The 22,059-nt window shown below is 56.8% G+C and carries 20 protein-coding genes and 1 pseudogene; 5 read left to right on the top strand and 16 right to left on the bottom strand.

All coding sequences use genetic code 11. The features are described 5' to 3' along the window. The first annotated feature begins 8 nt into the window (after nucleotides 1–8). Nucleotides 9–845: a sulfotransferase gene (locus Q0859_RS03640; RefSeq protein ID WP_299147620.1), complete on the top strand. Its 837-nt coding sequence runs from the start codon at nucleotides 9–11 to the stop codon at nucleotides 843–845. Between the two features lie 145 nt (nucleotides 846–990). Continuing rightward, nucleotides 991–1,134, top strand: a pseudogene (locus Q0859_RS03635) (helix-turn-helix domain-containing protein); the annotation flags it as partial. A gap of 325 nt (nucleotides 1,135–1,459) precedes the next feature. On the opposite strand, the gene Q0859_RS03630 reads toward Q0859_RS03635, so the two are convergent. The 6 genes from Q0859_RS03630 to Q0859_RS03605 form a co-directional block, all read right to left on the bottom strand. Beyond that, on the bottom strand, nucleotides 1,460–1,870 hold the full coding sequence (locus Q0859_RS03630; protein ID WP_299147618.1) for a universal stress protein: 411 nt from the start codon (nucleotides 1,868–1,870) through the stop codon (nucleotides 1,460–1,462). Then, nucleotides 1,871–2,725: a pyrroline-5-carboxylate reductase gene (gene proC / locus Q0859_RS03625; RefSeq protein WP_299147616.1), complete on the bottom strand. Its 855-nt coding sequence runs from the start codon at nucleotides 2,723–2,725 to the stop codon at nucleotides 1,871–1,873. A 74-nt stretch (nucleotides 2,726–2,799) separates the two neighbouring features. Further along, entirely contained in the window at nucleotides 2,800–4,128 is a 1,329-nt protein-coding gene (locus Q0859_RS03620) for a TRAP transporter large permease subunit (protein WP_299147614.1), read from the bottom strand. Nucleotides 4,129–4,131: 3 nt separating this feature from the next. Then, nucleotides 4,132–4,650 carry a TRAP transporter small permease gene (locus Q0859_RS03615; RefSeq protein ID WP_299147613.1) on the bottom strand — a complete coding sequence of 173 codons (519 nt, stop codon included), beginning with the start codon at nucleotides 4,648–4,650 and terminating at the stop codon, nucleotides 4,132–4,134. A 54-nt stretch (nucleotides 4,651–4,704) separates the two neighbouring features. After that, nucleotides 4,705–5,685, bottom strand: coding sequence for a TRAP transporter substrate-binding protein (locus Q0859_RS03610; RefSeq protein ID WP_299147611.1), 981 nt, complete (start codon nucleotides 5,683–5,685; stop codon nucleotides 4,705–4,707). A 44-nt stretch (nucleotides 5,686–5,729) separates the two neighbouring features. After that, nucleotides 5,730–6,977, bottom strand: a complete 1,248-nt coding sequence (locus tag Q0859_RS03605; protein WP_299147608.1) for an FAD-binding oxidoreductase — start codon at nucleotides 6,975–6,977, stop codon at nucleotides 5,730–5,732. 140 nt (nucleotides 6,978–7,117) lie between these two features. On the opposite strand from Q0859_RS03605, the gene Q0859_RS03600 reads away from it, so the two are divergent. From Q0859_RS03600 to Q0859_RS03590, 3 genes are read left to right on the top strand one after another with little or no spacing between them, the layout of a single operon-like run. Next, nucleotides 7,118–7,780 carry a GntR family transcriptional regulator gene (locus tag Q0859_RS03600; protein WP_299147606.1) on the top strand — a complete coding sequence of 221 codons (663 nt, stop codon included), beginning with the start codon at nucleotides 7,118–7,120 and terminating at the stop codon, nucleotides 7,778–7,780. A gap of 27 nt (nucleotides 7,781–7,807) precedes the next feature. Further along, nucleotides 7,808–8,563, top strand: a complete 756-nt coding sequence (locus Q0859_RS03595) for an aspartate/glutamate racemase family protein (RefSeq protein ID WP_299147604.1) — start codon at nucleotides 7,808–7,810, stop codon at nucleotides 8,561–8,563. A 48-nt stretch (nucleotides 8,564–8,611) separates the two neighbouring features. Next, nucleotides 8,612–8,869 carry a hypothetical protein gene (locus tag Q0859_RS03590; RefSeq protein WP_299147602.1) on the top strand — a complete coding sequence of 86 codons (258 nt, stop codon included), beginning with the start codon at nucleotides 8,612–8,614 and terminating at the stop codon, nucleotides 8,867–8,869. Nucleotides 8,870–9,656: 787 nt separating this feature from the next. Here Q0859_RS03590 and Q0859_RS03585 read toward each other — a convergent pair. The 10 genes from Q0859_RS03585 to Q0859_RS03540 form a co-directional block, all read right to left on the bottom strand. Then, nucleotides 9,657–11,390, bottom strand: coding sequence for a thiamine pyrophosphate-binding protein (locus Q0859_RS03585; protein WP_299147600.1), 1,734 nt, complete (start codon nucleotides 11,388–11,390; stop codon nucleotides 9,657–9,659). A 507-nt stretch (nucleotides 11,391–11,897) separates the two neighbouring features. Beyond that, on the bottom strand, nucleotides 11,898–12,836 hold the full coding sequence (locus tag Q0859_RS03580) for a 3-keto-5-aminohexanoate cleavage protein (RefSeq protein WP_299147599.1): 939 nt from the start codon (nucleotides 12,834–12,836) through the stop codon (nucleotides 11,898–11,900). A gap of 4 nt (nucleotides 12,837–12,840) precedes the next feature. Next, entirely contained in the window at nucleotides 12,841–13,761 is a 921-nt protein-coding gene (locus Q0859_RS03575; protein WP_299147597.1) for an SMP-30/gluconolactonase/LRE family protein, read from the bottom strand. Between the two features lie 35 nt (nucleotides 13,762–13,796). Continuing rightward, nucleotides 13,797–14,867 carry an alcohol dehydrogenase catalytic domain-containing protein gene (locus Q0859_RS03570; RefSeq protein ID WP_299147595.1) on the bottom strand — a complete coding sequence of 357 codons (1,071 nt, stop codon included), beginning with the start codon at nucleotides 14,865–14,867 and terminating at the stop codon, nucleotides 13,797–13,799. A gap of 11 nt (nucleotides 14,868–14,878) precedes the next feature. After that, complete coding sequence (locus Q0859_RS03565) at nucleotides 14,879–17,674, bottom strand: molybdopterin-dependent oxidoreductase (protein WP_299147593.1); 2,796 nt, start codon at nucleotides 17,672–17,674, stop codon at nucleotides 14,879–14,881. Beyond that, the gene (locus Q0859_RS03560) at nucleotides 17,667–18,533 is read right to left on the bottom strand and encodes a xanthine dehydrogenase family protein subunit M (protein ID WP_299147591.1); all 867 of its coding nucleotides are present in this window, start codon (nucleotides 18,531–18,533) and stop codon (nucleotides 17,667–17,669) included. The genes Q0859_RS03565 and Q0859_RS03560 overlap by 8 nt, the downstream gene beginning before the upstream one ends. Nucleotides 18,534–18,552: 19 nt before the next feature. Beyond that, complete coding sequence (locus Q0859_RS03555; protein ID WP_299147589.1) at nucleotides 18,553–19,233, bottom strand: MBL fold metallo-hydrolase; 681 nt, start codon at nucleotides 19,231–19,233, stop codon at nucleotides 18,553–18,555. Nucleotides 19,234–19,320: 87 nt separating this feature from the next. Next, complete coding sequence (locus Q0859_RS03550) at nucleotides 19,321–20,580, bottom strand: ABC transporter substrate-binding protein (protein ID WP_299147588.1); 1,260 nt, start codon at nucleotides 20,578–20,580, stop codon at nucleotides 19,321–19,323. A gap of 35 nt (nucleotides 20,581–20,615) precedes the next feature. Then, nucleotides 20,616–21,308 (bottom strand): ABC transporter ATP-binding protein, encoded by a 693-nt coding sequence (locus Q0859_RS03545; protein WP_299147586.1) that lies wholly within the window; start codon nucleotides 21,306–21,308, stop codon nucleotides 20,616–20,618. 3 nt (nucleotides 21,309–21,311) lie between these two features. Continuing rightward, nucleotides 21,312–22,058 carry an ATP-binding cassette domain-containing protein gene (locus Q0859_RS03540; protein ID WP_299147584.1) on the bottom strand — a complete coding sequence of 249 codons (747 nt, stop codon included), beginning with the start codon at nucleotides 22,056–22,058 and terminating at the stop codon, nucleotides 21,312–21,314. Nucleotide 22,059: the final 1 nt, after the last annotated feature.

Here is a 22,059-nt window from a genome sequence, read left to right as displayed (position 1 = left end):
AAACACATATGTCTGATTTCAAACTGAATTTCCTGATCATCGGTGGAGCGAAATGCGCCACCACATGGCTACAAAACTCGCTTCAGCGCAGCCCCGACATCACCATGCCAGACCCCGAATTGCACTATTTTTCGCGTAATTATCACAAGGGTGCGGCGTGGTATGCGGATCAATTCCCGCGTCCCCTTGGGACCATCCTTGGTGAGAAGTCGAACTCCTATCTGACAGATCCGGCTGCCGCAGCGCGCATCAAGGCCCATACACCTGATGTGAAGTTGATCATGCAAATCCGCAATCCCGTCGAGCGCGCGTATTCGGACTATTGCATGCTCTATCGTCGCGGTGAGGTTGACGCGGATATTGCAGCACATCTTGACCCTGCGCGCGCGTCCTCGGAACGGTTCATCAGCGACGGGCGCTACGCACACCATGTTGCGCGCTTTCTGGATCTGTTTCCGGCGGAACAGTTCTTGTTTCTGAGGTTTGACGACATCCAACAGCATCCAGTGCGTCAACTGAAATGTCTGGCCGACCATATCGGTCATCAGGGTGTCCTTGCCGCGCCCTTAAGGTCAAAGGTGAAGGACAAGTCGCAAGCTGTTGTTCCCAAACGGTTACGATCATTCTTGACACCTTTGCGGCCACTGATCGATCCGGTGCGCAACACACGGCCCGTGACAGCAATCCGAAGCCTCGTAGTGCGCCCGACGGTGCATCCAAAGCTGAGTTCGGATTTGCGCAGAGCACTGGAAAGCTATTACGCACCCGAGGTCGAAACCCTGGCCCGGGTCACCGGGCTGGATTTGGAGCGTTGGATGACGCAGCCATCTCAGCGTATGATATAGGGACGTCGGCATTCGCATCGGTTTTAAGGAGTTTTGGTTTTATATATATTTAACATAATATTGATTATGTGCCTTTTGCTCCCATTGCGGGTGGATTCACAAACGAAGTGCGAATTCTGTATTAAAACAGAGCTTTGCATGGAGTATGAAGAAGGGAACCCACTACTCTCACCTGAGACTGGAAGAACGGCGCAAGTTAGCAAAGTGGCTTGAGGCCAAAATGCCGATTGCTGAGATTGCGGATCGCTTAGGCCGAGATGCCTCGACAATCTACCGCGATATCAAACGGGGCTTTTTTACGGATGATAAGCTGCCGCATCTGAACGGGCTACTACGGGATGAAAGCCCAGTTGCTCGCCGCAGATCGGTGTGCCCGGCAGCGCAACCGCGACATCCGGCGATGCACGGATCAGGGCATCAAAACCGTCTGCCATCGCTTCAACAACACACCCCGAAATCCCTCGGATCGAGGACACCCGCCGAAGTGTGCTGCGAAAAGATGATGGAAGAGATGACCCGATCCCCCTACCCTGACACGAACGAGAGTCGCGGCTCAGGCATCGCTTACATTACCAATGCACCGATAAAGATCATATTTGCCCGGGCGCCAGCCTTTACCTCAAGACGAAGACTGAACATTGCGCATGCCTGACGACACGGGATGCGGTCGAGCCCAAAAGGTAATCAGACAAATCCGGCCTGTGCGATGAGATAATGATGCAATCGACACTGTGCGTGCGTGCAAATTCCACGATGGTCACACCGGCCCGTCCGCTGACCAACTCTATCTTGCATCTTGGATCCTCACCGACAAATTCCCGAAGTATGTTCGAGATCTCGGCGTCCCGATCCTTGATGGCACCTTTGTCGAGATAGTGACGCGCCGGTCCGGGGATCGGTTCATGCGAGTTCAGGACCGTTATCGTTCCACCCTCAGATAACATCTCGCGCGCTTCGTTCAGCGCCTTCCCGGCCATATCCAGCTGATTTACAGAGACTGGTACCAGAATGGAGTTACGTTTCATTTAGATTTTCTCCTGCACGCCAGTTGTTGAGGTATTCGCAAGCTCACGGCTTCTGTCCGTGGCGGCTTTGATGCCATCGCGAAACAAAGTGGTGAGTCCGTCACGCGGTCTTAGCAATGTTTTTAATGCGGCTTCGGTTGTGCCGCCTGGTGACGTCACAGCCTCACGAAGGGATGGCGGTGCGGATTTTGATACCGCCATCAGCTGCCCTGCCCCTCTGATGGTCTCGATGACCAACTTTCGGGCCAATTCATTGGGCAATCCTTGGGCAATCGCCCCGGCTTCCATCGCTTCGGCCACTGCAAAGACATAGGCCGGTCCGGATCCTGATACCCCCGTGACCGCGTGCATCTGTTCTTCACTTTTCAACACGGAGACCTCGCCAACCGCCGCCATCAATTGCTTCGCAACACTTAGAGGCGCCCCGGTCGCTCTTTGATTTGCAACAACACAGGTCATGCCATACCCAATCTCGGCCGGAGTGTTCGGCATCGCACGTACGATCGCTGCGGATGTGCCAAGCATCTTTTCTATCCCCGCAATCGAGATACCGGCAGCCACGGAGACCACCAGCGTCTTTTCAAGAGAGATATCACCAAGCGACTTGACGGCAGAAAGAAGATACTGGGGCTTCGTCGCAAAGACGACAACGTCGTAAACGCGTTTCTCGGATGGATTGATACGAAGCCCAAGCGGAACCATCTCCTTGATCCACCCTGGTGGGTTTGGATCAAGCACATCGACATGGCTGGCCCGAAGCCCCTGATCGAACCAACCATGCAGCAAAGCCGATCCCATCTTGCCACACCCGACGAGCAACAAGTTCAGTTCATCAAGTTTATTTGCTGCACTCATAGCTTACACTTTCGGCGTTGATTTGATCGTGGCCCCGGCCAACAAGGTTGTGTTTGGCCGGGGCGTTTCATTCGTTACCCGCCGCCACGCGCACGCATGTTTTCCGGCATCCAGGTGGCCAGTTCCGGGAACACGATCAGCACGACCACCATCAGCACCATGATCAGGAACATGGGAACAGCAGTGCGCGCGATGTAACCCATCTCGTGCTTCGTCATGCCCTGGAGGACAAAGAGATTGAATCCCACTGGCGGCGTGATCTGCGCCATCTCGACGACGACCACAATGAAGATACCAAACCAGACGAGATCAAACCCAAGTTCCGCAAACGCTGGTGTCGTGATCATCGGCAAAATGACCGCCATCGTCAGAACCACAGATGAAATGCCGTCCAAAAACATCCCGATCAGAACGTAAAACACCATCAATGCCAGGATCAGCACTGTCGGTGACAGGTTCAATGAACCAATCCATTCAGCAATCGTTCGTGGCAGGCCGGTAAAGCCCATCGAAAGGCTGAGAAACGCAGCCCCCATCAGGATAAGTGCGATCATGGCAGACGTGCGCGTTGCGCCCATCAGGCTTTCAAAGAAGGTTTCGAATGTTAACGACCGTTGAAATGCCGCCAAAACAAGCGCGCCGATCACACCAAAGGCGGCCGCCTCGGTTGCCGTCGCGATGCCGGAATACATCGAACCGATCACGGTCAGGACCAACAGGATCACCGGGGCCAGAAACCGAGAATTCCAAACCTTCTCCCTGAACGTCATCGTGGGTTCGGGTTCGGGACGCTGGTCGCGTTTCAAAAAGTACCAGAACACGATATAAAGCGAGAACATCGATGCGAGCACGATACCCGGCAAGATACCCGCCATGAACAGTTGTGTGATGCTTTCGTTGACCGTCACGCCATAAACGATAAGCGTGAGCGAAGGCGGTATCATCAGCCCCAGTGTGGCCGAACCCGCCAATGTCCCGATTGTCATAAACTCAGGATAGCCGCGTTTGCGCAATTCCGGGATCGACATCTTGCCTACAGTCGTCAGCGTCGCTGCCGAAGAGCCCGAAACAGCGGCAAAAATCGTACAGCCGACAACATTGGTGTGCAAAAGACCGCCCGGCAGGCGTGCCATCCATGGTGCAAGACCTTTGAACATGTCTTCTGATAATCGAGTTCGATAAAGAATCTCGCCCATCCAGATAAACAAAGGAAGTGCCGTCAGCGTCCAGCTGGATGCGCTCTCCCAGGCTTTGTCGGTAAGGTTTGCGCCCACAAACCCTTTGTCAAAGAGCATGATCCCGATCGCACCGACGCCCATCAGCGAGAGTCCGATCCAGATCCCTGATCCCAACAGAAAGAATAAGACGATCAGGAAAATCGCGGTGAGTGTAAAATGATCCATGACCTATTCAGTCCTCTCTTCCGGTGGCAAGTCTTCAATCCCCGAATAGCTCGTAAAGAGCAGCCGGATGACGTGATCCCAGAGCGCGATGGCAAGAATGCCTGCGCCGATTGTCATCGAAAGTTCTGGAATCCAGAGCGGCATCTCGTCCTGGCCCTGGCTCAAAAAGTTAAACTTGTGTGATTGGTGGTTACGCTCGAAAGCAGCGTAAAAGAAAAACGTGATCAATATGGCACTGAATCCATAACACCAGATCTCAGCAATTTTTCGCCCTCGGCCAAGTCCGGAAAGGATCAATGTCACACGGATATGAGCGCCATGATTAAGCGCGTAGGCAAGCGCGAAAAAGATCGATGCTGCCATACAGTACCCAGCATAGTTGGCGGCCCCCGGGAAGGACATTCCCAACCATCTTGATACCATCTGAATACAGATCAGGATCAGGATGGCGATCATAGAAATACCCCCCAGAACCCCACCTAAGAAATATAGACCATCAAGCGATTTTCTGATCACGGCCATGAGAGCCCTCCCCTAATGTTGGTTGGGGCCCGATCTCTCGGGCCCCAAAGTCAGTTATTGTGCTGCGCGATAGGCATCGATGATGGCCGATCCGGTCTCCCCGGCTGAAGCCAGCCATTCCTCCGTCATCGTGGCACCAAAGGCTTTCAACTCGTCACGCAACGCATCGCTCGGCGGTGCAACGGTCATCCCGTTGTCGACAAATTGCTGAAGATACCACCCTGCCAGTTGCTCGGAACGCGCCGTCGCAGCAGCCGATGTCAGCTCGCCTGCTGCCTGAAGGCAGTTTTGCTCCTGTTCGCTCAAGGCGTCATAGGCGGGCTTGTTCGCGAAGACCGCATTGCGTGGCAACCAGGCTTGGGTGTCGTAAAAATGGGTCAGCAGTTCCCAGATCTTCGTGTCATAGCCGGTCGACCCCGACGAGATGAAGGATGCTGCAACACCTGTGGCAAGCGCCTGCGCGAGGTCCGCGGCCTCGATCTGCACCGGGTTCATGCCAGCGAGCTCGGCAAGACGCGATGTCGCCGCGTTGTAGGCGCGGAACTTGATACCCTTCATATCCGCGACGGAATTGATCTCCTGCTTGAAGTAGAGACCCTGTGCCGGCCAGGGTGCCGAATAGATCAGCACCAGCCCGTCTTTCTCCAGCGCCGAACCGATCGCATCCTTTGAGGCATCCCAAAGGCGATTGCTGTCCTCATAGGACGTTGCGAGAAACGGGATGGAGTCGACGCCATAGACAGGGTTTTCTGCCTGGTGAGCCGACAAGAACCGTTCACCGATAGGTGCCTGTCCGATTTGAACGGCACGTTTGATTTCGTTCCCCTTGAACAGCGAACCACCGGAATGGATCGTGATGTTGAGAGACCCGCCGGTACATGTGCGGACCGCATCGGCAAACCGATGTCCGTACTGCGTGTGAAAGTTGCTTTCGGGATAGGCCATCGGCATGTCCCAGTCCGTCGCCAGCGCGGTACCGGCCCCGGCGGTCATAATCGCCACCGACGCTGCCAGTGTTCTGAATTTTGAAGTCATAGTTCTCTCCTGTTGAAGTTATAATTTTGCTTTTCGCATGGGGATCAGCCTCCGAACCGGTTAGGGTCATAGGGGGCGAGATCCATATTGACCCCTCCATGAGAGATCAAATCTGCAATAATCCTGCCGGTCTTCGGACCACCAGTCAAACCGATATGATGATGTCCGAACGCCGCGAAAACGCCGCTTGCCCCGATTTCACCGATCAAGGGAAGACTGTCAGAAGGTGCCGGTCGATGACCAAGCCATGTATCGCGCTTCTTTAATTTCAGGTTGGGAAAGGTCGCTCTGACCGTGCGTTCCAGCAGCGCAATCGGTTTGTCGGATGCGGGTGCCTTGAGGCCGCCGAATTCAACAACGCCGGCGCAGCGCAAACCGCCCGACATGGGTGTCGCCACGAACTTTCCGGTTGTCACCATGATAGGCGCGCGCAAGGCGTCGTCCTCAGGCTCAAATTCGATGTGATAACCGCGTTCGGTTTCAAGAGGCACATTGATACCAAGCTTCGCCGCCAATGGTTTTGACCACACCCCGGTTGCGATCACGACACCGTCACATGGGATCGTTTCGCCGTCAATGACGACAGCCTCGACTCTGTCGTCCTTCAACAGGATGTCTCGGACCTCGCTTTGGACCAGACGTGCGCCAAGCGCCTCCGCCTCCTGGGCCAGCGCCTTCACATATGAACCCGGCGCATCGATCACACCATGCTGGCGCATCACGGCCAGAAGTTTCATCTCGGTGCTGAGCAACGGCTCAAATTCCTGAACGGCAGGGCCTTCGATAATGTCCGGTTCGAACCCTGCATCACGACGCAAACCCCATGTGAACGCATCCGCCTCGAAGGCCGCCCGATCCCTATAGGCGAAAGAATAATCCGATCTTGTCAGCCAACGTGACGCATCGGTGCCGTTGGTCAGACTTTCGTGCTGCTCGACACTGTCGGAGGTCAGCGGCGCAAGCCCCTGCGCGATGCGACGTGTCTCCGGGGCGTTCGCATGGCTGAGATACTTCAGCAGCCACGGTGCCAGCTTCGGCAAATATGACCAACGCAAAAACAGTGGGAATTCGGGATCAAGCAGCATCTTTGGCGCTTTTGCGATCATCCCGGGTGCCGTGACCGGTGCAACAGAGCAACTCGCCAGAACCCCCGCATTCCCATAGGACGTGCCCTCGCCCGGCTCTGACCTGTCCAGCAAGGTCACTTTCTTCCCGGCCCTCAAGAGCCAGATCGCAGCCGAAACCCCAACGATTCCTGCACCAACGACGATGATGTGTTCTTTTGCGGGCATCTGGACCTTTGTCGAAATCTACGCTGCATTCTGCTTGGTTTCAGCACCTGTATACAGATAAGTATCTAATTCTGTCCACAAAATAATTGACAATCCGGAAGTGGCAGATAAAAGATCATCACAGGAGAGCATCATCAAAAATGAGCACAAGTGTTGATCAGGTCTACGAGCAGGTGCGGCACATGGCGGCCAACTTCGAGTTCAAGCCGGCTGAACGCATCAACGAGAGTGAACTATCACGAAAACTTGGAGCAAGCCGGACACCATTGCGCGAAGCAATGAACCGTCTGGTTGCCGAAGGCCTGCTCAAATTTGAAGGTGGACGGGGCTTTTTCTGTCAACACCTGAACCCTGAAATCGTGGTAAACCTTTATGAGCTGCGGGGTGCACTGGAAATTTGCGCGGTTCAGGCCGCTGTAGAACGAGCCACAGACAGTGAGCTTGAAGAGTTGCGTCGCTTTCTGATCGAGACCGGGGTAAACTACACAGATGGGACACCCGCCCGTGAGATTGTCTCCCTTGACGAAGAATTCCATCTGATGATTGCAAGGCTCGCAAAAAACCCCGAGCTGCTCAATATGATCGAGTTGACCTATGAACGCATCCGCTATGTCCGATGGATTGCGATGCGTGAGAAGATCGATATCACCCATGCGGCTCACATGCATATCTTCGAAGCCATTGCCGCGCGGGATGGCCATAGCGCGGCTGACAGAATGCGCGCCCACATCAAGACCAGTGTCGACGAGGCGACCGAGACCGTCGAAAAAGCCTATTCACAGATTTATGTTCCGCGACATTGATCCGGACTGATTGGAGAGAGAGTTAGGATGTCAGTTGAGTATGGCGGAAAGTCCGTCTACGGAGCCGCACTTGGAATCCTGATGCTGGAAGCGAGATTCCCCCGTATCCATGGTGATATCGGTAACGCGACGACGTGGCCATTCCCCGTGCAATACCGTGTCGTGCGCGGCGCAAGCCCGGACAGGATTGTTCGTCATGATCCGATGGAGCTGGTGGATAAATTTATCGAGGCGGCTCAGGATCTTGTGGCCGCGGGATGCGATGGCATCACCACGAATTGCGGCTTCCTCGCCCTGACGCAAGACCGAATATCAAATGCCGTTCCCGTTCCGGTCGCAACCTCGTCCCTGATGCAGGTGCCAATGGTGCAAGCTCTTCTACCGGCAGGCAAGAAGGTCGCGATCCTTACGATTTCCAAGGCGACGTTGACGCCAGCGCATTTGCTTGCAGCAGGAATCTCCGATCCGGATCGTGTTCCGATATTTGGAACGGACGGTGGGCGCGCATTCACACGCTGTATTCTTGACGACCATGAGTCGATAGATTTCGCGGATTGTCGGCAGGATATGCTTGATGCAGCACGAGAGATCGTCACAACCGATAGAGATGTTGGTGCCATCGTGTTGGAATGCACCAATATGACCCCCTATGCCTATGACGTTCGAAAAGCGACAGGCCTGCCGGTCTTCTCGATCTACTCCTTCCTGAAATGGTTCCACGAGAGCCTGGTCCCGGATCGGTTCAATCTTGAATTGGATGATCCCAGAGCGGGCCTTCTCTGATCGATCGACCTACGCGCCGCTCACATATCCCGACCGTCCCGATTTCTGATGGTCGGTCAATTGACATTGGAACGTCCGGCACCGCCGATTGACGCCGCGCATCTGCCTGCAATCAACGTCGCTCCCCAATTTATCTATGCCGTGGCCGCAGTACACAATTCATCATTGAGTTTATTGGTTGTCCGCTTCGCGTTTCGTTGCACCGTACTTGTAACGCACGACCAACTTTGGGTGAACCTGGGCGATAAATCGCCTGTTCGTAACAATCTCACTTACGATATTGATCAACAGGGCATAAAGAAATAAAGATAGTGCACTAGGTGTATCGAGCGATGAATGATCATCACTCAGCAACTAAGCCACGAAATTGAAAGGAACTTCTTTATGAAGAAGCAGAGACGATCAAATGCCGCCGCGCTGACACTTCTGACAATTGGGTGTTTCGCCCTTTCGTCCGTCGCTATCAACGCATCCACATATTCAAGCGATGGAGCCGAGATTATTGAAGCGAGTAACGCAACCTTCGACGACAGCAGCGAAATTGTTCAAAGACGCCTCGAACCTGGCCCAGGCCCGGGGTCAATCAGACAGTACTTAGAATGGCTACGTTGGTTCATGTGAACTGAGTTACAATGTAAAATGGTAACCTGCTCTCAGGCGATTGCTGAACTTCGACGAAGGGAAAGGTGGAAGTTCAGCACTCACCTTGAATACTCCAGCACGAGATTGTGCTTCCCCGTTCAAGACATATCCTTGTCGTCATAATCAGGGAGGCAGACTGCTTCAAAGACGGAGGTCTGCCTATTCGCGAGGGTCAAAAGCTCTTGCGGCACCGGACCCTCTCGGCCAAGTCATTGAGACACATATTAACCATCAAAACTGGATATACTTCCAAGACATTCAGCATGATCGCCCGATAAAGAGGCATGATCGCTGAAATTGGTCAGAACGTCCCGGACCGTAAGAGTTACGAGCGAGGGTCCCCTCGCCCGCAAAGCTTGTGGCACTCCGACCGCGCACGCCTCCCTTGATCCCGAGAAGAAACTCGTTTGGGGCCAGCGCCCCGCGCGCCGTGGTTCTGTCTCCTCCGAAGTTATTCGAAGTAAGGCAGGTTTTTGGCTTTCGCCGCGCGCACCCATGAAGGGACAAAAGGAACAATCTTATCCTGGGACGGCACCATCATTTCGATGAAACTCGCGCCCTGATGGTTGATGGCCTGGGACAGGACGGTTTCAATGTCATCCTCAGATGTAATGCGCGCCGTGCTGAAACCGAATGCCTCGGCAACCTTGACATAGTCAACCGCCCCGAAATCTGTTGACCAGGGTTCGTCCACATCGTCGAGCAATATCGCCTCGCCCCTGATCCACCCGAACGTATCATTCCGCGTCAAGATGATTGTCACGTTCTTCCCGCTCCGCCGAATAGTCTCCATATCACCGATGACAAACCCGAAGGAGCCGTCACCCGTAAAGGAGATGACCGGGCCGTCGGACGCATAGGATGCGCCGAGGCCTGCGGGTACCGAATACCCCAATGCGCCCATGGAGTAATTGGTGATGTAGCGCCGCCCCGGCTCTTTGATGGTGAGGAGTGCAGACGGGTAGATGGCACTCACCCCCGGCTCGGACGTGACAATCGCATCGGGGGGCAAAATCTTGTCCAGCGCCTGCGTGAGTTTCACAGGAGAGATCGTGCCATCTGGCATTGGGATGTTCGATTTAAACACCTTGTCCAAGGCCGACTTCTTGATCGGGTTGAGGTCCACCTTATCACGCGTCAGATCGGGGTGTTCCGCTTTGATGATCTCGACCATGTATTCCAGCGTTGCACGCGCGTCCCCGACCATGCCGACCTTGAGAGGATAATTATTGCCGATATGGGCCTCGGCAATGTCCAGATGAAGGAATGTCGTTACCGCCGGATCCCCATAGAGCTTCCAATGGTCTGTTGCCGCGCTGTCCGTGTTGGACCCAACGAAAAAGACCGTGTCTGCCGCATGGACATAACTGTTGGAATATTCCATTCCACCGCGCCCCCCGATCACCCGCAATGCCAGCGGGTGGTTCTCGGGAATGGTGCCTTTACCGGGCGTCGTCGTGCCCACCGGGATCTGCAAAAGCTCTGCCAACTCGACCAGGATTTGCGAGGCCCCGGATATCAATCCACCCTGACCGCACACGATCACGGGTTTTTTGGCTTTCAAAAGCGCGTCGATGGCCTGCCTGATCTTTCCGTGATCCGCGACCGGCCGGTGTGCAGGGTATCTTTGATAGTCACTTTCTGCATAGAGGTCCGCGATCTCTGCCTCTTCGAGGAACACATTGATCGGGACCCGGATATGGACCGGGGCGGGACGTCCAGACGTTGCAACACGGAAGGCGCGCCGCATCAGGAAAGGGATCTCCTTTGCGTTCGTCAGGACAAAGGACTCCTTGCAGATACTTGCATAGAGCGCGGTCTGGTCGACGCCGGTGAGGCCATGTTTTTTGTCCTGATTGATCGGAATATCCGAACTGAAATAGATGACCGGAACAGAGCTCAGATAGGCTTCGGTGATCCCCGGCGTACAATGCGTGACCCCGGGGCTCGGGGCTTCCAACACACAAGGCCGCCCGGTTATCTTGGCATAGGACTCCGCAGCATAAGAGGCCGTGCGCTCATCGCGCGTCAGCACATATTCGATATCGGAATGCTCCTGCCATTCCTTGTACCAACCGATCGTGGTCTCGCCCGGAAGCCCAAAGACGTGTTTTACGCCATGAAGCTCAAGCATTTTCAAAATGATCTGCGCGCCGTTCATGGTCGCCGTGGTTGAATCGCTCACGCTCTTTCCTCTGCTGCGGACAAACATTGTTGGAATATTCTGTATACAGAATAATATACAAGCACGCCGACAGGTCAATGCGCAAATTCGGATGAGACCGGAGGCTCAGAAAGATGCCGCACCTTTGCCGTTCAGCCCCGAACTGCCCAACAGGTCCCGATATCTGGCAGCCTGAATTTACTGCTCTTTGGAACCGCAGGGACTCGTTGACAAAATGGATTCAAATCCGGCGGCAGGCATGATTGATGCTGGTTATCGCGAAGAAGCTTCTTGGCAAATGGTAAATTGGGATGATCAAAGCGATTGTCGAAAAGGACTCCTGGGTGTGCTGACCGCTCCCGCACCTGTTCACCCTGCCCGCCTTTGGGGATCATATGATCGTCAGGCCCCTCGTTTTCCAAGCCTACGACGTCATCGGCCGCTTCTGCGAAAAGATTGAGCTGTCACTCGCACCTCAACCGGGTTCATCCTGATGGCCGCATCGGGCAAAACGCGGCGCTTGATCGATCAAAAAGCCACCTGATCGCCGCCCTTGAGAGCGAGCATCTCGCGGGCTTCGTCCGGTGTCGCAACGCTGAGGCCAAGCCCCTCGATTATTTGCGCCACCTTCCTCACCTGCACCGCGTTCGAGGTCGCAAGCTTGCCCTTCCCGGCCCAAATGCTGTCCTCCAGCCCCACGCGGACATTGCCACCCAACGCGGCCGCCTGCGCAGCGATACGCAGCTGGTTCGCCCCTGCGCCCAGAACCGACCAGCGATAATCATCGCCAAAGAGCCGATCAGCCGTGCGCTTCATGTGCATCACATCCTCGGGGTGCCCCCCAATTCCGCCCAACAGGCCAAACACGGACTGCACAAAGAACGGGGCTTTGACCAGTCCCCGATCCGCAAAATGGGCGAGGTTGTAAAGATGCGAGATATCGTAGCATTCGAACTCGAACCGCGTGCCGTTGCCATAGCAGGTCTCAAGCACATACTCGATGTCCTGGAACGAATTGCGAAAGACCAGATCGCGAGACCCTTCAAGATGGGCTTTTTCCCAACCGAACTTGAAGTCCTTGAAGCGTTTGAGCATCGGATAAAGCCCGAAGTTCATTGACCCCATATTCAAGGACGCGACCTCGGGCTGGTATGTCGCGGCCGGGGCTGCACGTTCGGCCACGCTCATGTAGGGGCTGCCACCGGTCGTGATGTTGATGACCGCGTTCGTGCCCTGCTTGATGCGCGGCAGGAAAGAGGCGAAACCCTCCGGGCTTTGATCAGGTTGGCCGGTTTCGGGGTTGCGCGCATGCAGATGCAGGATCGCGGCCCCGGCTTCGGCAGCCGCCAGCGCCTCCTGGGTTATCTCGTCAGGGGTAATCGGCAGGTAGGGCGTCATCGAAGGCGTGTGTATTGCCCCGGTCACGGCACAGGTGATGATGACTTTGCCAGATTGTTGTGCGGTCATTGCATCACCCCGCAAACCGCGGCTCGGGCAGACCCCGGATGCCAAGGCCCGTGACCTTGAAGAGGCTCCCCGCCTGAAACTGTGGCTTTGCCTGCTTGGCGAACATGTCATGGACCGCGGGATGCTTTACCCGCGCCATCGACGTCACGTACAGCTCATCCAGATTGTCGCCGCCAAACATAACGCTGGTGATGTTCTTGACCGGCATCCCGATGCGCCGCTCAACCGACCCGTCAGGGGCGTAACGTACAAGATCACCCGAGATCAGCTGCGCGTTCCACATAAAGCCCTCCTCGTCCACGGTCGATCCATCGGCAACCCCTTCGTCGTCCTTTGTCGTGGCATGTACGCGCTTGTTTGAAAGGGTCCCCGTCTCGATATCATAGTCATAGGCCCAGAACTCCTCGATAAAGGTGTCGGCGATATAGAATGTCTTGTCATCCGGGCTCCAGCAGGGGCCATTCGTGCACATCAGGCCTTCTTCGACTTGTGTCAACGAAAGGTCAGGGTCCAGCCGCCAAAGGCCGCAGTTCCTCAACTCTTCCAGATCATCCATACCGCCCGCAAAGAACCGGCCACGACGATCTACCTTGCCGTCGTTGAGACGGGTCCGTTCGATGTCTGCGTCCACCTCCTGGATCAGCTCAAGTTCAAGTTTGTCACCATGGAAATGCATGAAATAGAACCCGTCGCACATTGCAGCCACAGCCCCGCCTTTTTCTCGGAGCGCCATCGCGCCGATATCCTTTGGAAGGTCCCAACTTTCGACTTTGCCTGTCCTGGGGTCCATGCGCCATACCGCCTTCTTGCCAAATCGCGGTCCGGTGCAGTCAAGCCAGTAGAGTCGCCCTTCATCAACATCCCAAACCGGCCCTTCACCAAGGTGATTGTTGCAATCCAATACGCATTCGATGGTGACGGACATGTTCAAAGTCTCCTGTCTTTGGCGGCACGCCGCACTCAATTGGGTTTGATCGCAATCTTCATCGACCCATCCCTTCGGCCCTCGTACATGTCGAGTGCAGTGGCGAAATCCGACAGCGGGAAGGTGTGGGTCAGAAGCGGTTTAAGATTGACGCGGCCCTCATACATCATCGCGATGGCGGGTTCAGCCGTGTTCGGATTGGCCCGGTTGCCAATCAGTTCCACCTCGTCCAGCACCATGCGTTTTATCGGCAAGCCGGGGTCTTCATGCGGGATACCGATCATCGACACGACCCCCCCCTTGGACGCGGCCAGACAGGCGTCGTTGATCGCCTTGGCCGTCCCTGCGCATTCCAGAACGCGCGGGACACCCAACCCATCGGTCATATCCCTGACGGCTTCGACCACATCGTTTTCGCGATAATCAATTCCGACCGCACCCAGCCCAACCGCCAGTTTCAGCCGTTCGCCACTTCCCGCGATGATCACCCGGCCTGCCCCCATCGCCTGAGCACAAAGCTGGGCCATCAGCCCCTGTGGCCCCGTACCCATGATCAACACATCGTCACCCGGTTCAAATCTGGAGCGGTTGACCGTGTAGAGCGCGATGCTGAGCGGGTCGACGCAAGCGGAATATTCCAGGTCCATGTCGTCGGGAATCCGATAAAGGCTCTTTACCGATGCGCGCATATACTGCGCATAGGCTCCCGGCGTGATGTGGCCATGTTGACGGTGGCCCTTTTCCAGATCACCGTAGTTCAAGCAGATATTATAGCGACCTTTCATGCAGTTGCGGCAATAGCCACAGCCAACATGCGAGATGGCACAGACCCGGTCGCCGTTTTTCCAACCCAGAGCCGCCGCCTTCGGCCCGGCATCGACAACGGTGCCGGACCATTCGTGCCCGGGCGTGAAAGGAAAGGCGGGCGGCCAAAACCCGGGAAAGTCACCTTGGATAATATGAGGATCGGTGCCACAAATGAAGGTCGTATCGACCTTGCACAGCACCTCATCACCCTCGATTTCGGGCACCGGCACTTCCTGGATTTCGAATTCACGTGGCGCAGTGAGAACCAGTGCCTCCATCACATCGCTTCGCATCAGCATCTCGTTGCTCCCTAACCTAGAGTTTGTTCCTGAATCGCGCGCCAGATGCGTTCCGGCGTCATGGGCAGGTCGGTGATCACGACACCGATGGCATCCGCGACCGCCGCGCCCAAAGCTGGCGCCGTGCACAGGATCGCGCCCTCGCTCACGCCCTTGGATCCTTTTGGGCCGGGCCCGTCCTCATTCTCGATCATGCCGGTGGACAGACGGACAGGCATGTCCTTGCTTGTTACGATCCGGTAGTCGATGGCCCCAAGGTTGCGGATCCGGCCCGCGTCATCCATCAGGATTTGTTCGTAAAGCGAGTGGCCAAGCCCCATGATCGCCGCGCCCTCGTCCTGCATTTCCACATGCAGAGGGTTGAGCGCCTTACCGACGTCACCGACCGTCACATGCTTGTGGATCATCACTTCACCGGTGTCCCGGTCCACTTCGACCTCAAAGGCCGTGCAGTTGAACTCAAAGAACGCGGGCGAACCACCCAAGGGGTGTTCTGCGACATTCGGTTTGCGCATACGGCCATTGCCGATCAGTTCACCATTCCATGAACCGAGGCTTTTCTGCACAAAATCAAAGATAGGCTCACGTCGGTCAGGTAACACGATGACACCGCCCTCGATGCGGATCTCGGTCTCGGGGATCCCTAGCGTGTCGCAGGCCAACTCGATGACTTGCGCGTGGATGTCCTCGCACGCCCGGGTGATCGCTGTTCCCATGAAAACGGTGGATCGGCTGGCCGAGGTCTGAAGGTCAAAGGGCACGACATCCGTGTCCCCCATGATAAGTGACACCCGATCATAGGGTGCGCCTAGCGCATCCGCTGCAATCTGCGCAAAAATCGTCCGGGCCCCCTGCCCCATGTCCGACGTGCCCGCAAAGACCAGGATGCTGCCATCGGCAAGCAATCGCACCATCGCATTCGACAGCCCCGTCGTGGCGCCCGCCTTGATCCCGACCGCAATGCCACGTCCGCGCCCGGCAGGCTTAGTCGTGTCCCAGCCCAGCATATCGGCGGCCCTTTGGACGGCCTGCAACCAGTGACCGTCTGCTGGCACCTCACCTCGTACAATCTCTTGGCCTTTGTCAGCCACATTGCGCAGCCGGATTTCCAGACCATCAATCCCCAGTTGCCGCGCGGCCTCGTTGATCTGACCTTCTACCGCCCAGTTCACCTGCGGCGTCCCGAAACCACGGTAAGCACAGCTGGGCGTTGTATGCGACAAGACGGGCCGCGCCCTGATCCGCGCATTCGGCACCCGATAAGGCCCGCAGGCCAGGTAGTTGCCCTTGGTTGTTACGCGCTCAGCGATGTCGACATATGCTCCGATCAGATAGTCCGACTGGATGTCGTGAAACAAAAGATCACCATCCTTCGAAAAGCCGGATCGCACATGGATCCTTGCACCGGCGCGCCGGACCGCCTGAAACGTCTCTTCCAGTGTCAACACCAAGCGGACCGGGCGACCGATCCTGCGCGAGACCACCGCAACGAGCGGTTCGAACTTGGGCATCTGCTTGCCGCCAAAACCGCCGCCGGGGTCCGGTGCAATCACCTGCACCGCACCAAGCGGCAGATCAAACAGCCCCGCCATGATCTTTTGCAGCAGGAACGGATGCTGCACCGGGCTCCAGATCTTCATCCTGTCTTCTTGCGCATCCACGATGAAACCATGCGGCTCGATTGCGAAATGGGTCACCATCGGGAAGGTGTAGGTCTTCTCCACCACCAGATCGGCGGCGGCTCCATCCACATCCCCCCAACCGAAATTCAGCTCTTTCAACACGTTGGAGCCCGCCAGCGGATCGTCGGGGCGCAGTTCGACGGGCTGCACCAGTGGCGCACCCTGGGCAAGGGCTGCATCAATCGACGTCACCGCAGGCAATGCGACGTGTTCGACCTCGACCAGCCCCGCCGCATATGCCGCTATGTCCTTGCTTTCGGCAACCACGGCAGCGACGGGCTCACCGTGATAGCGTGTCTCACCCACCGCAATGATGGGTCGATCCTGATAGGCCGGGCCAAAGCGAGCCACAGGCTGCGGCAGGTCTGCCGCTGTCACCACATCGATCACACCGGGCACCGCGTGCGCCTTGGAGGTGTCGATCCTTTTGATCTGCGCACGCCCGACATCCAGCGTCACGAGCTTCAGATGCGCCATTCCGGCAATGTCGAGATCGGCCAGAAACTCCTGAGATCCGTTGACCCGCTCGACACCGCCGAGGCGACTGATATCGGCCCCGACCGTCGCTCCCGTGATCGGCGCGGTGGTGTGGCATTGCACTTTTTGTCCCGCAGCATCGCGCATCGCATCAAACATGCGGTTGTAGCCACCACAGCGGCAAAGATTGCCGGACAGGGCCTCGCGCACCTGCACCTCGCCCGCCTCAGGCATCGCACGGTGCAGCGCCTCGGCGGACATGACCATACCCGGAATGCAAAAGCCGCACTGCACGCCGCCGCATTTGAGGAAACTGTGCTGCACGGTTGAAAGCTGCGCGCCCTTCGACACGCCCTCAATGGTTTCGATGGACTTTCCCTGCCCTTCGACAGCCAGAAGAAGGCAGGCATTCACCGGCTCTCCGTCCACCAGCACCGTACATGCCCCGCATTCGCCGACCGCACAGCATTCTTTGGCGCCCTTCAGCTTCAGGTCGTCGCGCAGAAAATCAAGGAGTGAAATATGTGCCGCCACCTCGCGGGTGACCGGCTGGCCATTCACCATCAGATCCATGGTCTTGAGGGACCCCAAAGTGGTGGCCCCGCTGTTGGCGCCAGGCCCGCCGAGGGATTTGAGCGTGTCAGGCATCCATACCTCCCGCACGCCGGGCATGGGCCGTTTTGCAAGCACGATCCGCCATAATACAGAGCATGGCCGAGCGATAATCGGCACTGGCCCGCACATCCGAGATGGGACGGGCCTTGGCAGCCATCACCTGAATTGCCTTGGCTCGGTCTTCGTGATTTGCCTTTGGGTCACCCATCACACCGCTTTCGTCTGTCAGCACCAGAGGCCGGGGTGAAACGGCACCAAGGCCGAACAGCACGGCCCCTTTGTCATCGATATTGCAGCACAGGTTCGCGGTTGCCAGATCAACGCCCCGGCGGCGCGTAATCCGGTCAAAGGCGCACCCATGGCGGCCTTGTGGTTTGGGGATCAGCACTGCCGTGACGATTTCGCCACGCTGCAGATCGATTTGACGGTTCCCTTCGATGAAAGCCGTGATCAGTGTTCGGCGCGTCCCCTCGGGGCCACAGATTTCCACCTCTGCGCCAAGGGCGGCCAGCACCGGAACGGTGTCCGCAGCAGGCGAGGCGTTGCAAACATTGCCTGCAAGTGTTGCGCGATTGCGAATCTGGATCGATCCCACGACCCGTGCCGCCTCTTGCAGCGCAGGCAATAACGCCCGTTCAGACAGATAGCGGCACAGTGTCGTCATTGTCGTGCCTGCGGACACCCGCAACCAGCCTGCATCGTCCTCAATATCGGGCTTCAACTCGGCAATGCCCTTGAGATCGATCACCACATCCGTGGCCAGATGACCATGTCGCAGCGCCACGGTCAGGTCGGTGCCACCGGCCAACAACCGGGCAGCGGGCCCAAGTTCTTCCCAAACGGTATAGGCCTCGGACAGACTGCCGGGCATGATAAAATCAAATGGTTTCATGGTCCCTACCCCGTCCTGCTCATCGATAGTAATCCATGACAAGCACCCGGGTTTCGGTCGGAATGTCGGCTGTGGTGATGCTGGCATCATAGCCAAAGGCGTAGTCGACCTGCTCATCATTGAAATGAGCAAGAAAGTCCTCGATCCAGGCCCCGCGACGACCTTTATATGTGAGCGTTCGGTAGTGCATGGGGATCACAAGCCTGGGCTTCCTGAGATGGATCATCTCCATCAGGTCCGGAAGCTTGATCGTGAGCGCAGCCCCCGTCAGCGCCAACAGAACATCGACGTCTTCGAAAAAATCCAATTGCTCTGACGTCAGCCGGTTTCCCACATCTCCCATATGAGCGATCTTGAGTCCGTCAAGTTCGAAACGGTACATGGCATTCTGGCCGGGTACATCATGGAACGGGTGATGTTCCCATTCCATGGCACCCATGGCGGTGAACTCGATGCCCTCCACCGTCTTGCTGCCGCCTTCGGCAACGACATCCAGTGCATTCAGAACGGCGTGCTCGCCCGGCACCAGGTCCTCGCGGCAATGGCCATCATCATCTGTACTGGACACCACCACGAGGTCCGCTGAGTCCGGGATCGGGGCATAACCCACCAGTTCAGGCGTATAGGGGTCAGTGATGATCGACACCCCGTTTTCGGGGCGCAGCCCAAAGGACGCATGCCCATACCACCTGATATCCATCGAAAGTTCCTTTCAATTGGCACGCATCATCAGCACGGCCGGTTTCGCGTCGTCCCCGGGCCGGTGGCGCCGACCCGGGGCCGCCACCTACATGGCTTCAAGTTCCAGGACGGCGTCCCCATCCACGCTGCCGATTTGGCTCAGCGTGCCATCGTCCTGCCAAGCGAAGATGCCAAACAGACCCGAGACGATGCCGGTGTCGGTGTATTCCATCGAACCCGTCACACCGTCATAGTTGATGTCCTCGCCCGCGCGGATCGCAGCCAATCCATCTTCGTAGGAATAGACCTTTTTGCCTTCGCCGCCGGTGACTGCATACATGGCATCTGTCCAGCTTGCCGTGTTCAGCTCACCAGCCTTTTCGATAGCCAGCGCCGAGGCAACCAGAAGGTCATAATACTGGATTGCGTAAGAGTTGGATGGATCCCCGATGTCATCGATCCACTGCGATGCATTCGCAAACTCCATATATGGCTCAAATGACGGGTTGTCGCTGTGCGAGTTTGCGGCAAGCACCACGGCTTCATGTTGTGCGAGGGCACTTTGGGTGGCAGTGTCGTAGAACTCGGTCTCCTGCCATTCGCCCGATCCAACGATGTACCACGAATTGCCGCTCTCTGCCGCGTTCTTGACAAAGCTGCCACCGGCCTGCGGGGATGAGAACATCACCACCGCTTCGGGGTTGAGCCGCGCAATCCGCGAAACGACAGAGCGGTAGTTGCTTTCACCAGCCTGGATGTCAAAGTCGCCAAGGACCTCAAAACCAATCGCCTCGGCGGTGCGGACAGCGGCCTCTTTCTGGAGCTGTGAGCCCGAGACTTCGGTGGCGATAATCACGACGTTTTTCTTGCCGGCATCTCTGACGTGCAGAAGGGCTGCCGTACCATTGGCCGTATCAAGCGGGGAACCGCGGAAAATCGGTTCGTCTGCGACCCCGCCGATTGTGCCTTCTATCGCGCCACCATGAACTGACGGCATGATTGGCAGTCCCTGTTCGGCCACCTTTTCCAACATGAATTCGCGATATGACAGATAACTATGCGCCGGGTTCAGCAGGACCTGCACCCCGTCACTGTCGACAAGCTTGCGCGCCGCGCGGGCCTCTCCGACGGTCCCGATGTCCTGGTGGATCGCGCGCATCGGCATGCCAAGCGGCGGGTCCGCGTTGATCTTGGACAGCACCATTTCGGCGACGCCATCAAAGAACGGCCCGAAAGCACCGAATTCACCAGTGTGATAGGTCAGATGACCGACCACGATTTCGCCCTCGGCATGTGCGGGGGCTGTAACCCCAAGCGCGGCGGCAAGGGCGATTGCGCCTTTCAACGACATATTTCTGCGTTTCATTGATATCTCCTCCGTTGGTCGACTTTATTTGCACTTCAGATGTGATAAGCGGCGGTGATGTCGCTCATTTGCAGTTCGGATCGCGGGCGAAGCAGGTGCATTTCGCCAAGCGACAGCACCATGACCCGATCCGCGATTTCGAGTGTCTTGACCGCGTTCTGTTCCGCTAGAACGATGGTCAGACCCCTTTCCTTGCGGGTTTCGGCGATGCTCGAAAACAGTGCATCCACGAAAAGCGGCGAAAGCCCTGCTGAGGGTTCGTCCAGCAACAGCACCTTGGGATCCTGCATCAGCGCACGACCCACGGCGAGCATCTGCCCCTCCCCGCCCGACAGCGAGCCTGCGGCCTGTCCACGCCGTTCCTTCAGGCGCGGAAAGAGCGCAAAGACCTCTTCGATCTTCTCTGCTTTCGTGCGGTGTCCGGTCCGCCCGCCGATGGACAGGTTTTCCTGCACCGACAGATCGGGAAAGACATTTTCCTCTTGCGGCACATAGGCAACGCCCGCATCCGGCATCGCATAGGCTGGCGATCTTGAAACGTCAGCCCCATTCAACGACAGGCTGCCAGCCTGTAATGGCAAAAGCCTCGCCAGGGTTTTCAACAGCGTCGTCTTGCCTGCACCATTCGCGCCCAACACGGCAAAAATCTCGTCGCTGACCGAGAATGTCAGGTCCTTGAGAACAGACATTTCGCCATAGCCGCTGCGCAGTGATTGAACATCAAACATGTCCTACACCCCCATGTACTTTTCAGCGACGACACGATTGGACTTCACCTCTTCGGGTGCGCCCTCGAACAGGATGCTGCCTTCGGACAGGAAATGAACGTAGTCGCAGTATTCCCAGATCAGCGGCAGGTCATGTTCGACAACAACCACGCGCATCTTTCCGTCGGCCACTTTCTGGCGGACAATGTCCATAACAGTGCGGGTGATATCATCAGGCAGCCCCGCAGTGGGTTCGTCCATCAGCAAAAGCCTGGGTTCGGCAATCAGACAACGCAGGATGTCGACCAACTTCTTTTCGCCACCTGAACGGGCGTAGCCATTCCGGTCCGTAAAGGGAAAAGCCTCGATCAGCCGCGAGACACGTTCTTCCACGTCTTCGGGGTCCCGTTCGCCCGCGAAGATGCTCATAAAACCTTCGGACCTGGGCGATGTGACCGCAAGCCGGAGCGAGTCGCGGATCGTGAGGCTGTCAAACCCCTGAATACGCTGATTGGTCTTGATCAACCCGATGCGCGCCACCTCATGCGATTTCAACGGGTTCAGTTCCCGGGATCCCGATCCCACATCAAGCCGGATCCGGCCACTTGTCGGTGCAATCCGCCGGGTCAACAGACCCATCAGGGTGCTTTTGCCCGCGCCATTGGGCCCGATCAGACCTTCCAGACCCTTCGCGCCAAATGCCACCTTGTCGATATTGACCACCTCGTGCTGGTGATAGGCCTTGGTCAGGTTTTCGGCTTCCAGTTTCATC

Origin of the sequence: uncultured Tateyamaria sp. (assembly GCF_947497045.1) — a bacterium.
In the GTDB taxonomy this organism is placed as follows: Bacteria; Pseudomonadota; Alphaproteobacteria; order Rhodobacterales; family Rhodobacteraceae; genus Tateyamaria.
Note: the sequence above shows the minus strand (reverse complement) of the source record. Positions and strands in the feature narration are given on the sequence as shown.